At 46.8% G+C, this 13,658-nt stretch carries 10 protein-coding genes; 3 read left to right on the top strand and 7 right to left on the bottom strand.

Going from position 1 to position 13,658, the window contains the following annotated elements:
* Positions 1-7: 7 nt before the first annotated feature.
* Together A3EU_RS0111770 and A3EU_RS0111765 are read left to right on the top strand one after the other, a co-directional pair.
* Positions 8-886, top strand: a complete 879-nt coding sequence (locus tag A3EU_RS0111770) for a mevalonate kinase family protein (RefSeq protein ID WP_020536367.1) — start codon at positions 8-10, stop codon at positions 884-886.
* Positions 887-1,195: 309 nt separating this feature from the next.
* The gene (locus tag A3EU_RS0111765; protein WP_020536366.1) at positions 1,196-1,462 is read left to right on the top strand and encodes a hypothetical protein; all 267 of its coding nucleotides are present in this window, start codon (positions 1,196-1,198) and stop codon (positions 1,460-1,462) included.
* A gap of 65 nt (positions 1,463-1,527) precedes the next feature.
* Here the strand turns inward: A3EU_RS0111765 and A3EU_RS0111760 are convergent, their stop codons facing one another.
* The 5 genes from A3EU_RS0111760 to A3EU_RS0111740 form a co-directional block, all read right to left on the bottom strand.
* On the bottom strand, positions 1,528-3,252 hold the full coding sequence (locus A3EU_RS0111760; protein ID WP_020536365.1) for an erythromycin esterase family protein: 1,725 nt from the start codon (positions 3,250-3,252) through the stop codon (positions 1,528-1,530).
* Between the two features lie 63 nt (positions 3,253-3,315).
* Complete coding sequence (locus tag A3EU_RS0111755) at positions 3,316-4,203, bottom strand: SIMPL domain-containing protein (protein ID WP_020536364.1); 888 nt, start codon at positions 4,201-4,203, stop codon at positions 3,316-3,318.
* 25 nt (positions 4,204-4,228) lie between these two features.
* A complete protein-coding gene (gene porQ / locus A3EU_RS0111750) occupies positions 4,229-5,272 on the bottom strand; it encodes a type IX secretion system protein PorQ (protein WP_020536363.1) in 1,044 nt (347 codons plus the stop codon).
* A 2-nt stretch (positions 5,273-5,274) separates the two neighbouring features.
* A complete protein-coding gene (locus tag A3EU_RS32735; protein WP_169433343.1) occupies positions 5,275-5,892 on the bottom strand; it encodes a toxin-antitoxin system YwqK family antitoxin in 618 nt (205 codons plus the stop codon).
* Positions 5,893-6,217: 325 nt separating this feature from the next.
* Positions 6,218-7,531: a UDP-glucose dehydrogenase family protein gene (locus A3EU_RS0111740; protein ID WP_020536361.1), complete on the bottom strand. Its 1,314-nt coding sequence runs from the start codon at positions 7,529-7,531 to the stop codon at positions 6,218-6,220.
* A gap of 2,708 nt (positions 7,532-10,239) precedes the next feature.
* Here A3EU_RS0111740 and A3EU_RS0111730 point away from each other — a divergent pair.
* Positions 10,240-11,379, top strand: a complete 1,140-nt coding sequence (locus A3EU_RS0111730; RefSeq protein ID WP_020536359.1) for a hypothetical protein — start codon at positions 10,240-10,242, stop codon at positions 11,377-11,379.
* Between the two features lie 6 nt (positions 11,380-11,385).
* Here the strand turns inward: A3EU_RS0111730 and A3EU_RS0111725 are convergent, their stop codons facing one another.
* Together A3EU_RS0111725 and A3EU_RS0111720 are read right to left on the bottom strand one after the other, a co-directional pair.
* Positions 11,386-12,303, bottom strand: coding sequence for a GYDIA family GHMP kinase (locus A3EU_RS0111725; RefSeq protein ID WP_020536358.1), 918 nt, complete (start codon positions 12,301-12,303; stop codon positions 11,386-11,388).
* A gap of 1 nt (position 12,304) precedes the next feature.
* Complete coding sequence (locus tag A3EU_RS0111720) at positions 12,305-13,636, bottom strand: hydroxymethylglutaryl-CoA reductase, degradative (RefSeq protein ID WP_020536357.1); 1,332 nt, start codon at positions 13,634-13,636, stop codon at positions 12,305-12,307.
* Positions 13,637-13,658: the final 22 nt, after the last annotated feature.

Genomic DNA, 13,658 nt, shown 5'->3' with positions numbered 1-13,658 from the left:
ATTGATAGTGGACAAAAAAATCCCAGCCAAAGTCTTGCTTTTCGGAGAGCATACCATACTGCGCGGCTCTAGTGCACTGGCTGCTCCGTTGTGGGCACGGCACAGCCAATGGAAAACAGGAGGAACGGCCGCTCAGCAAGCGGGCTTGGTGGATTTAGTCGCTTATTTGGAGGAGCATTTTCCAGGAGCATTTGACCTTGTACAATTTCGAGAAGATCTTGCTGCTGGCCATTATCTGGATTCTAATATTCCTGTGGGTTATGGTTTAGGAAGTTCGGGGGCTGTGTGTGTTGCGGTATACACCACCTATGTTACACCACAGGGAGAAGCACAACTGGAAATAGAAGGGGCGAAGGCTTTCTTTGCCCGAATGGAAAGTTTTTTTCACGGTACCAGTTCTGGCACTGATCCTTTGATTATTTATTTACAGCAGGCCATACGCTTACTTCCCGATGGTGGTTTTCAAAAAGAAACGATTCCGTCTTTGCCATCGGATTGGAAGTTGTTTTTGCTGGATACGGGCAAGGCGCGACAAACGGCTCCATTGGTCAACTATTTTACACAGCGTTTTGATGAAGAAGAGGCTTTTCGAACTGCTGTTCGCGCAGATTGGATCGCTCCTAACAATGCAGCTGTTGATGCCTTGCTCACTGGTCAGCAGGAAGCATTATGGCAACATTTCCGCCAAATCAGCCAGTTTCAAATCGACCAGCTTCCGCCCATGGTGCTGCCTAGTATTGAGGCTGTTTGGCAACAAGGCCTGGCCAGCGACCGCTACCTCCTCAAAATTTGCGGTGCTGGCGGTGGCGGCTACTGCCTAGGCTTGAGCCGCGATTGGCAAAAGACGCAGGGTGAGTTGAAAGATTGGGATTTGTTGGGGATTTGAGGCTTAGGTTTTGAAAAAGCTGGATCACCTTGTACCATTAAAACCAATTATGAAGGGGGGCTAGTACATTGTATCTATATGAACGGCCCATTTGCGCGAAGCGCGCACTCTCCAACCGTAGATCGCATTGGTATGATTAGCCTCTTTCTTCCGCTATCCAGTTACTTGCCTTCTTCTAATCTCTCCCTATCTCTCGTCGATAATTTCAGTATTCTTGCCGAAAGAAGCGGCGCAGTGCTCAGATTTACAGCAACTTAGCGATGTGCAAAGGGGACTGCCCTTATTCTTTCACCGCTAAATACACCCATTATGAGCTTCATGATTTCAGCCAGCCAGATGATCAATAGTAATCGTCGTTTACAGCGTAAGCGTAATGTAGGCTTCCGCACAACAGGCTTACCGTTAGCTAAAACAAGCAACGAAATTATGGAGCCGGTGTCTCCGTTGGTCGCTCAGCGTTTTAAGGCGCAAATGGAGAGTGATCGCAAAAGAATGGAAATGGCCACAGGCTTGGTGTTGATCCTTGTACTAGGTCTGAGTACAGCTGCCTTGCTTCTGATGACCGGTTTTTTCTAAGATAATTATTTGATAGTGTAGTATTATTGTCGTTGCCTGAACTGGGAAACCGGTTCAGGTTTTTTTTATAGCCGTTGCGATGCTGAGGATTCTCTGATGAAAAGGATCAGGTCAAAATCATCATAAATTGCCGCTTCCTGGAATTCCTGTGATTTTTTCATCGCGCCTACTGACCGAAAAGGCAAATTGGCAAAAATCCACTGTGCTGCTGCTTCATTGCGGTCAATGTTACGGAGGTCAAGTAGAAAGATAGGCTCGTCGGCAGCCTCAAAGAAATATTCGTAAGTCCCGGAATAAGCGGTTTGGGCCGGATAGGTGTTAAGGCCATTTTCGCCCACCGCGGTGTAGCTTCCTTCATAAAAGGAGAAACCAATGGAGAGGTAATCGTCACCGAAAACCTCATCTAGGTAATCCCCCATTCGCCGGTCCGTTTGTTGAACATGGCCATTGTGTGCCCAAAGAACGATTTTTTCTTCTGGTGACTGTTGATGTATCCAATGGAGGTTTTCGGCCATGAACTTGTCGCGACTCAGAAAGCTGTTCATTTGAGCGTACTGAATTAACAGTCGAACCTGCTGGTGAGCCCAAAACAAGGTTTTAGTATCAAAGTCTTGCTCATTGATGAGCTGCTGAATACGAGAAAACTCTTCCCTGACATAAGTCGACTGGGCCGGAGAAAAGGATACGCTGGAATTCTGCTGCTCTCGTAAATTTTTTAAATATTGAAATTCTTTGCTGACTCCTTCCAGTTCTTCTTCTCCCAGTAATTGCGACAAGGCTGAAACAGACCCTGCAAAATATTGCATATCGAAACCGGTAAACTCCAGGTCGCTGGCCGTTTGTTGGTTGTAGTCGCTCATCCACTGGATGAGGTCGCTTACCTCCTGCGTGTTCCAGGTCCAGAAGTACATGTCTGACAGCAATTGTCCAATAGAAGGCTGATCATTGCCTTGTAGGAAGCTATTAACGGCATAGGCTTCCGTCATGTTGGCTTCCAAGGCAAAGCGAGTAAAACCTAAGTCTTGGTACAAATAGCGAATGAGGCGGTGCTTCATTTGAAAAATTTCGCTAGAGCCATGCGAAACCTCACCTAGTGCCACCACTTTTGCGTTTTTAAAATCTTCCTCTAGCTTTAGGATTTCCTCTCCGATAGATTGTGCCGGATCAACTGTACTGAGAGGGATAATTCGGGACTTGAGCCAGGCTATTTCTTCCGTCGTAGGCGCTCGCTTGAGAGGGGCTGGGCTATCGTACAATTCGCCGTCAAGAAAAATTTCCAGGTTATCAAACCAGGCATGGCCTATGCCAGAATGGAGTGCTCCAAAATTAATATTGGCAGCTTCTTGAGGCACATCCAACACCATTTCATATTTGGTCCATTCGGTGTCTCCTTTTATCTTTTTATTGTCCATGTTGTCAAAGGCCAAGACGCCTTCGGGGCCATCTACCCGCATCCATAAACCAGCACTTCCTTTGGTAAGGTTGCTCGTTTTGATGTATCCACTGAATCGTATTTGTTTACCGCGTGCTATCGCGACAGGGAAGTTACCCGTTGCTACACCAAAACTTTTTGGAGAAGACTTGTCCGCAAACATTCCAAGGCTATAATCCCCCTGGATGTGCTCCTCCTCGTCTAATTCCACGATGTAACCATCGCCTCCAGCATACCATTTTTGTGGTGAAGCGGAGCCTTCCTGAGCGTGTTCAAAATCCAAATTCAGAAAAACCTGGGCCGTTAGAAAACAAGGAAGGCTAAGTACTATTAAAGCAGAGAGAATACGGGTATTCATTTCGAAGGGTATTAGTTTAGATAGACTTTTGCAGAAAGTCCAGGGATTGAACATGAAAATGCTCTACCGAACCAAGTCATAGATTATACTCATCTGCAAGCTGTACTGAATACCAACGACTGGAGATATTTCATCAATCACCTTGTCTACGGCTAAGCTATTTTGCGCGCTTTCATAAAAGAAGGTCTTGTCTTTCCTGACAGATTCTTTGATGTAGTTTCCTGAATAGTGGGTGTTTACAACAGAGCTTTCAAAAGCTTCATTGTATTGTTTGTACATGTTTTGGGGGTTATGTATGCCGAAATGATCTTGGATAATTCTGTATCGATCCGTGACAGTGAAGGAGCTATGTGCTGAGAATCTCGCTTTTCTGTTTTCAATAATCTTCATGGCCTCGTCAAATAGCTCGTCATATATTTGATCAAGGTCATCATTAAAGTATTCGACTTTGACGATATCAAAGATTTCTTGCTTCGAGGCCAACTCAATTATTTCGTCAATGACCGCTAGCTCTTTTAGTTTTATGATGAGGTTTTTTCTTATTTCGAACCCATCGAAAAACTCCGTAATGACATTGCCTTCTATACTGTGATCGTATAATTTGGTTTGAGAAATAAAATCAGCATAAACATCCTCTCCTTTGATGCCCGCTTTCGACAAGTCGGATAGAAAGGAGTTGATTCTTTGATTCAACTGTTGGTTACATTCAATAACCGTTTTTGCTTCCTCTTTGACACCAACGGTCATCAGGTAATAGTCGGCTTCTTTATTCAACAGTACACTTGCATTGATCGTCAAGTTAGAAGCTGTTGAAACAATACTACTCTTGTTGATGGAGGCAGGGCTTTGATTCCTGTTGTTGTTATTTTGATAAACTTGGTTTCCTCCTACCTGGGCATAGGAATGTGCACTAAATATTATGAGGCAAATAATAGTGAGATAATTTTTCATCTAATTCCTTTTTTATTGAGAATGTCTACCGAAACTCTTTGATGTTTGTTCCGATTGTCAAATGATTGACGCCGCCGCCAATGTGAAAGTTGGTTCTACCGTAGTCTAATCGAAAACGATTGATCTTTACTCCCGCGCCAAAGGTGAATCCTCCGAGGCTACGGTACTCTTCTATACTCAGTTCTTTGCGCAATAGATGGCTGTAGCCAAAACGTAGGCGGAAATTATCTTTTTTACCCACAAAGAGTTCTCCGTTGAAAACAAAGTGGCGGGCAAAATTATCAAACCAGATTTCTGTATTGGTCTGTTCTGAATCCACATCCCCAAAAAGAAGGGTGGTTTCTGTTGAATTTGGATCATCGTAAAGAATATTCCAACGATCGAGATAGCGATAGATGAGCGAAAACTGGAAAGGCAAATGTTTCAGTCGCTTGCTGATCCCCGCCTGAAGTTCAAAAGGAAGCGGTTCTACATTATCTTCTCGGTAAGTACTCAGTTGGCGGCCAGCATTGCGGGCTACCATGGTTATGATCAGGTTTTTAGCGGTATCCTGATACAAGAGGCTCAGGTCCGCTACGATTCCTGCTGAGTTGTAGCTTTCCAGACGAGAAGTGACAAACCGGAGGTTGATCCCCCCGCGCAGTCGTTCTGCAAGCTGTCGGCCAGCACCAATGCTGATGCCGTACTCTGCTGCTTTGAAGTCGCCCTCAACTTGGCCAAGGTTGTTGGTCAGGTCAAAAGTACCGTAGTTGGCATAACGAATGCCACCAGAAAAGGTGGTTTTTAGCTTTTTGTGGTAATAGCCCCCCGCAGCATAGCCATATTGAACGCCGCCAGGATGAAAAGCATGGCTAAAAGAGAGCTGTTCATGCATCAGCGGATTGAGGGCTGCCGGATTGTTGGCGGCAATATTGATGTCATCATCAACCACTGCAATATGTGTGCCCCCGAGTGCCGAGACCCTGGCAGAAGGTGCAAAGTTGAGAAATTCGTAGGTAAACAATCCGCCGACCTGAGCAGCCAGTGCGGATGAAAAACAAAATGCTAAGGAGAGTAGTAGTAAGCGCATATTTATTCCTGCTTTTCTTCTGCCGACCAAGTGGTACTACATCGTCCGCTAACGCATTGCATGGTGCGGGTAAGCTCCCCTTGTTCATCATAAATTTTTAATTCACCGTGTTCAAAATCCCCGTTGAGGTAAGCACCTTCGGCAGCCAGATTACCATTGCGATGATATTCTATAAAAGGACCATTCTCCAGGTTTTTTGAAAATGCTACGGCTTCTTTAAGCTGGCCGTTGTCGTAATAGGTTTTCCACTTGCCGGTCATTTCGTTGTTGACGTAATCTCCTTCTTGTTTTAGGATACCATTTTCATGGTAAAGGCGGTAAGGACCATCGAAAATACCTGTACGATAATTTTCAATAATACTGGTGTCTCCGGTAGCGGTGAAAAGGATGCGTTGCCCATCAAGGGTGTCCGACCGATAGTGAGCGACCTCTACCAGCACTCCATCAGGAGAAGTGGTATAAGACCAACCTTCGCGAGCAAAATCGCTTTTGCGGCGTTCAAAACGAATGGTATTACCGAATTCATCTTGTTCAGTGATCTCTTCAATATTGCTTTCGCAAGAAGGGAAGAGGAAAACGGCTGTGATTAAGCCTATGAAAAACGCGAACCATCTGTCCAAGGTCAATATCATTTGGTTAACAATTATGCCAAAGGCCGTATTGGGATTCGGGATGCTTCGCGCCCTGTGAGTATAGGGTAGAGAGATAGAAAGACCGTTTACTTTTTGTTTTCCAATATCCGTATGATCTACTAATATTAGAAATAAGAAGAACAGCTTTCCTCTTGGATTTACAAAATCTCTCTACCCTCTACCTCAAGGGGCGATAACATCGCCCCGCATCTCTCTACGGTTAAAAATAACCAGCATAATTGAATAACGACAACTGTTGGGGTAGATTGTTCGCGTTAACGTGTGTAGGCGGACTAAAATGTCGCCTTCAATTCTATTCGACGATTGTTCGACCGATACTTTCGTAGGTGAAGCCTTTTTCCTCCATCAGTTCTAATGGATAAAGGTTGCGGCCATCAAAAATGATAGGCTCCTTCAATAATTCTTTCATCACCTGGAAGCTAGGGGTACGGAAGACACTCCACTCTGTGGCTATCGCCAAGGCATCGGCACCAATTAAGGCTTCGTACTGATCTTCACAGAAGTGAACCTTGTCTCCGAATATGGCTTTTACATTATCCATTGCTTCGGGGTCAAAAGCTCGAACTTTTGCACCTGCTTCCAGCAATGCTTCAATGGTATAGATGGCTGGAGCTTCACGAATGTCGTCGGTATTGGGTTTGAAAGCTAAACCCCAAAGCCCGATTGTTTTTCCTTTCAAGTCATCACCATAACGAACTTTGATCTTATCGACCAAGCGCATCCGTTGCTGATGATTAACAGACATAACTGACTTCAGAATACGAAAATCGTAATCGTACATATCAGATGTCTTGGCTAGTGCTTGCACGTCTTTCGGGAAACAACTGCCACCGTAGCCTACGCCAGGAAAAAGAAAGCGTTTGCCAATCCGGGTGTCGCTGCCCATGCCGTGGCGTACCATATCTACATTAGCGCCTACTTTTTCACAAAGGTTGGCGATCTCGTTCATGAACGTGATCCGGGTAGCGAGGTAAGAGTTGGCTGCGTACTTGGTCATTTCTGCCGAGCGCTCATCCATAAAGATGATGGGATTTCCTTGGCGGACGAACGGTTCGTACAGTTGACGCATATTCTTCTTAGCACGGTCCGACTCTGTACCGATGACCACCCGATCCGGTTTTAAGAAGTCTTCTACCGCTACCCCTTCTCGTAAGAATTCGGGATTGGATACTACATCGAATAAGTCTGTTGACAAATTTTTAGCCAGCGTAGCATGTACGCGCTCGGCGGTACCTACGGGTACGGTGCTTTTGTCAACGATGGTTTTATAAGAAGTGATAATATTACTCAGCTGATCTGCGACTCCGAGGATGTAGGATAAATCGGCAGAACCGTCTTCCCCCGGAGGGGTAGGCAATGCTAAGAAAATGATATCAGCGTGTTCTACTGCTTCTGCTAGATCAGTCGTAAAAGATAAGCGCCCCTGGCGGGTATTGCGCTCAAAGAGTATCTCAAGGCCAGGCTCGTAGATGGGAACCTCTCCAGCCTGCATTCGAGTTACCTTTTTGGCGTCGATATCGACACATATAACATTATTGCCTGTTTCGGCAAAGCATGTACCGGACACTAAACCTACATAACCGGTACCAACTACTGCAATGTTCATGTTTTATTCCGTTTTTTGGGTATATTAGGCCGCAAAGGTAAATAATTGCCGGGGCTTATTATACTCTTGCTGGTAGCAGTCCTTCAGAGGTCAATTATTCATAATAGATACGTGGTGTATATGCGCCGATTTTTTCAACAGCTTTACCATTCTTTTCCAATACAGTTGCTTTTACTGCACTTGCGGAGCAATTTGCTATTGCTCTCCCTTTGGATGGTTTTGTTGTTGATGATGTCTGGTAGCCTGGGCCGCAGGTTGGGTCTCCAATATCTTTTTCTTGACCCAGAATATTTGGGGCAGGTCAATTTTCTTAGCTTTTACATTGTTGGTTTGGCATTGGGGGGCTTTTTTATGAGCTGGAACCTTACGACTTATTTACTTACGGCACAGTATTTCCCTTTTCTTGCTAGCCTTACCCGCCCTTTTTCCAAGTTCAGTATCAATAACTTACTCTTGCCACTCGCTTTTGGTGGGTTTTATCTGTTGTTGATTGGCTATTTTCAGGACCATTACCAGGAAATGTCGCTGGCCCAAAATGCTTGGCATTTACTGGCGCTGATGCTGGGGAGTTTGACGCTTGTGATAGGGTATTCTGTGTATTTTAATTTCACCAACCGCGACATTTCCTATTATCAGCGCAAGCAGTTGCCGCCCAATCAGGTGAGTTTACACATTACGCCAGGGCACCGTCGTGCGGACTTGGATTACCTGAAACTAGATCGTAATCGACTTAAAGTCTGGACTTACCTTGGCGAAAACCTTCGTCCTAGACTCGTGCGTAGTGTGGCCCACTATGAATCGCGTTTGTTGCTCAACATATTTAAACAGAATCACCTCAACGCGCTCGCTTTGCAACTCATCAGTATGATGTTGTTNTTGGTTTTGGGCTATCTCGTTGATTGGGAGATTTTCCGGATTCCTGCTGGTGCTAGTATTATCATTCTCTTTAGTTTGTTGATTGCATTTATTGGTGCACTTACTTACTGGTTTGCTGCCTGGCGGGCTTTCGTGATTATATTATTGCTCTTTGGCATCAACTACATTACGTCTTTCGGAATCTTCAATCATCCTAGTGCGGCTTATGGTTTAAACTACGAGGGAGAACGGGCAGCATACAGCTATGATCGGCTTCAACAAATTTGCTACGAAGATCAGGTAAACAAAGACCTTGCGGCCACTCAGCAGATATTGGCAACGCGAGTAGGCTTGATGGACACGGGAGGAGAGAAACCCAAAATCGTTTTCCTTTGCGCCAGTGGCGGCGGCCTTAAAGCTGCTACCTGGAGTACCCATGTTTTACAAAAAGCAGATAGCCTGAGCAGTGGACGTCTGTTTGATCATACCGTTTTAATGACCGGCGCCTCTGGCGGAATGCTGGGTATGGCCTACCAGCGAGAACTGTATCGCCTGAACAAAGAAAACCGGAAGAAAGTCTACGAGCGTGAGTATTTGGACAGGATCAGCTTGGATTTATTAAACTCTATCGCTTTTACACTGGTGGCCAATGATATTTTTGTGCCCTGGCGCCGCTTTGAATATGGCGGGCATAATTACTTCCGTGACCGCGGCTACGTGCTGGAAGAACAGCTCAACGAAAACACAGAAGGCATACTGGATCGCCCATTGGCGGCCTACCGACAAGAAGAGATAAATGGTGAGGTGCCCTTGCTGTATCTGAGTCCTGCTATTGTGAATGACGGCCGCCAGATGATTATTTCGCCACAAGGGGTGTCCTTTATGATGTTGCCGCCCGTAGGTTTTGAACAACCCAACGCTTATGAAATCGACGCGGTGGATTTTCGCTGGTTGCTGGGCGCGCAAGATGCCGACAGCCTTCGGTTTTTAACAGGCTTACGTATGAATGCCACTTATCCTTACGTACTGCCAACGGTGCATCTGCCCACTCAGCCGACAATTGCGCTGGTAGATGCGGGGTTTCGCGATAATTACGGTATCCAAAGTGCCACTCGCTTTATTCAAGTTTACCAGGATTGGATCAAAGAAAATACGAGCGGTGTAGTTTTGGTGCAAATAACGAGTTCGGAACGAATCGAAAGCATTCCGGCCAGTGATGCCAGCGGTATCGTAGAGTCGTTGTTCAACCCGCTGGGAATTGCTGGTAAGGTACTTGATGTTCAAGAACTTCAACATGATAACACCCTTAGCTTTATCCATGATCTGCTAGGGCCTGAGCATTTTGAGCTTATCCGCTTTATCTATCGGCCCACGAATGAGAAGAAACTGGAAGCCTCTGTTTCTTTCCACCTCACGCAGCAAGAAAAGGAAGACGTATTGGAAGCCTTGGCCTTGCCGGCAAATAAGGAGAGTATGCGGCGGTTGTTGGAGAGCTTGGGGAAGGTGGAGTGAGTGAATTTGTCTTAAGGTTGGGGCGCAAGGCAGCGCCTGAAGCCCGGCGGATCCCGATCTTTCGGGAGAGCAGGACGAGGGATGGGCAGCCGCTCCGTAGGGTCGGGTTTAAAACCCGACCCTACGGAGCGGCAGACAGCCCGGTGCCAATCCCGTCCCGACTAGAAAAGTCGGGACGGGAGAAGGCACGGCCCCTAATAATCAATCATACGGTAAAAGCAGCTCGGAAGAAGGAAGGTGCCTGGCTGATGGTTACCTTTGCCCATCTCACGCAATAGAAGGTTTGAATATAAAAGACAACGATGCTGAAAACTATACCATTAGTAATACTGTGTGCTCTTATGAGTTTTGCCAACGAGGCTAAGGCCCAAATTGGCAAAGAATACTGGGACCTGGAAGTGAAAGGACCGGTGCGGGAAATAGTGATGACCAATATTTTCAATTTTACAGATGAAAATGGGGAGGTAGCGGAAGCACCACGCAATGAGACGACGATTTTGGTGAAAAACGGGCACCATATTGCGAGAGAAGATAGGATGACCGTTGGTACCATTACCAGGTCTAGCCATGCGGAAATGGACTGGGATGGTGATCGACTCACTATGGTGCGCGAATACAGCAGCTATAGCGAAGGTAAAAAGCGCCTGACCAAACGCTACCAACCACTTTACGATAGCGAAGGGCTATTGGTTGCTGAAAATATACTAGACAACAAGGATAAACTGATGGCCAACCTCGTTTATGCACATAGCGTAGCGGACAATGGCAACGAGATTGTGCAAATGACCATGTACAAGCCGGACTACACGACCCCTCAAGGGCATTATTACATAGAATCTGACGAATGGGGTGAGGTGCTTCATATAGAATCTGTAGGGAAAGATACGGGTATTCACATTCAACGGATCAGTATGGTCGGAGATTCTGTCATTACCTTGCGTCATATTATTGCTAGTCGTGAAAAGCGAGGTACCAAGGATACTTTTTTGGTGGAGCAGGTTTTTGAGTACGATACTTACGGGAATGCAATGGCTGTGGCCAGTGAGATAAGGCCGGTAAGCCAACCTGAACTGGGGATACAGCGGATGAAAACCCAGAATGTGTATTACTACGAAGGAGACGATCTGCCCAGCGCAAGCTCTGAGAACACGGTACCAGACTTGATTGGGAAATGGTCGAGTAACGGCTATAATATTGAACTCACTTTCGGTAGTTCAAATTCACCTACAGCAGGCATTTTTAGTACAGACCAGCTCCGCGAAAATGACCCTGAGATAGTAGAAGAAGGCAGTGATTGGATTTTCAACTTACGCGACGCAGCGATAGGAGAGTGGTACTATGACCAACAAACGAGAACGATCACTTTTAAACAGGCCGAGTATATGCTGATGAAGGTGAAAGCCGAAGTTGTTGGTTACAAACTGATCATGGTGGCGGAAGGGGAGTATCCTGCTGTGTTGGAGTTGGAGAAGAAGGGGTAGTTTTCTCTACAACCTCATCTCCCCAAAAGATAACACCGCAGAACACCCCTTCTCCGTGAAATAGGCCTTGAGTTGATCTTCCTCCCAATCGGAAAGAACCATCACAAAATCGCCGCCCCATGCGCCGAGGGACTTGATGGTGCCGGGGAAATCGGGAAAACGCAGGTCTTGCACCTTGTCCATTTGCAGCACTTGGCTGATAAAATCTTCGTGGGCCGCAGCGGCTTGTTGGGCTTCGGTGAGGGTATTGGCCTGATGAAAGGCACGGGTGAGTTCGCTCACTTCATCAACAAGAGAAGCTTGGGTGCCGCCCAGTTCGCGGTAGTAGCGGATACCTTCCCGGCTGTTTTGTTTTTGCCCCAAGTAGGCAAAGTAGAGTTGTTTGTGGTACGCAGGCTCCCAATGAGCGGGTTCACTATGCGGCTGGCCGTTTGGGCGCTGATAAAATATAGGGCCATCGGCCGTAGCGCAGGCAATATCGTAGCCCGAGCCTCCAAAAGTATCGGCCAGCAGTTGATAAGGGTCGGTTTTGGACGTTTGGGCGAGCAAGCTTACCAGGGTAGAGCTACTGCCCAAGCCCCACTCTCGATCAAACTCGAGGCGTACGCGCACATCAGCCTGGAAGAGTTTGGTTAATCCCCTGGGGTTCTGATGCTGGATGGCGAGAAACAATTGTTGTAGTCGTTCGGCCACTGCCGGGTCGGTATGTTCTCCCATGATGGGTTGGCCGTCCTTTAGGGTCCAGCTTCCGCGAAACCATTCTTCGCCATCTTTGGTGAGGCTTCGCCAGAGGAGTTGGAAAGGGTAAGCGGGTTGTGGGTCAATGGCCAATCGCTGGCCAAAACGTGTGGGCATAGCCAGCGCAAGGGCACCATCCAGTACAAAATACTCTCCCGTAAGTAACAGTTTGCCGTGTGCGTACATTTTATTGAACGGTATTGTATTGGGCCATAAACTCCCTGACAGCGGTGAAAGATACTGTACGATCTTCGAAATGGACTTTTGCCTCTTCGATTTGGGCAGGGGTAGCGCCGAAGTGGATCAGGATGTTTTGCAGGTGCATTTTCATGTGGCCTGCCTGTATGCCTGTAGTCACCAATGAACGCAGTGCTCCGAAATTTTGCGCCAAGCCGGTAGCTGCGATCACCTGCATGAGCTCTCGTGCAGATGGTTGCCCCAGTATTTGCAGACTCATCTTGGCCAGCGGGTGCAGCTTGGTAAGACCACCTACTGTACCTAGGGCTAGTGGTATTTCTAGCTCAAATCGGAAGGTGTCACCTTTGATGGTACAGCGGCTAAGGCTCCGGTACTGGCCATCACGAGCAGCGTAAGCGTGGCCACAAGCTTCGATGGCTCGGAAATCATTGGCTGTGGCCAAAACCACCGAGTCGATCCCGTTAAAAATACCTTTGTTGTGCGTAACCGCCCGGTAAGGATCGTGAACCGCAATGTTTACCGCAGTTTCAAACTTTTGGCAAAAATGGCGGACGTCATCTCCCGTTTTGAGCGTCTTTTGCATGTCTTCCATGCTGCATTCTACCCAGGCTTTTACCACACAGTCGGGGGTGTAGTTACTCAGGATGGCCATCAGTATTTGAAGCTCTCTTTCTTTTTGGGTGAGTTCTGGAGCACTGGATGCCCATTGCTGTAAAGTGGCACCAAATTGTTCCAAGACCGAGTTGATAAAGTTGGCTCCCATGCTATCGCAGGTCTCAAAGCTTACCCTTAGCTGGTAGTAATCAGGTGCGATTTCTGTTTTGCGTAGCCAATCGAGCCGTAGAATTCCGCCGCCGCGTTTTTCCATATTGGCGGTGAGGTGAGTGGCCTCCAGGCGGAGTCTTTGCTCCAGCTCAGGAAATAATGCTTGCCAGCGTTCTGTTGTTCCGCTCCAGCGGAAATGAAGCTGGCCTAGTTTTACGGTATCGACGACCTCGGTATGAAAACCTCCGAGAGGGAGCCAGAATTTAGCTGCTGAAGCAGCCGCTGCTACGACCGAGCTTTCTTCAATCACCATCGGCACTGCGTACACTTTGCCATTGATCATGAAATTCGGGGCGATCCCAAAAGGTAGTGGAAAATTACTGATGGTATTTTCACTGAAACCATCCAGAATACGTTGTAAATCTTCGTCCTGGTGCCAAAAACTGGCCAACTCCTGGGTGGCAGCAGTAGGTTCTTCGAGAAAATGAGTACTCAACCAATCGATCTTGGCTTGCTTGTCCATTTTCGAAAAACCGGCTATTTTTTTATCCTGCATAGTCACTGTAGGTAAGAATGTC

Origin of the sequence: Lewinella cohaerens DSM 23179, from assembly GCF_000379805.1 — a bacterium.
Lineage (GTDB): Bacteria > Bacteroidota > Bacteroidia > Chitinophagales > Saprospiraceae > Lewinella > Lewinella cohaerens.
This window is presented reverse-complemented; position numbering and strand designations above follow the sequence as displayed.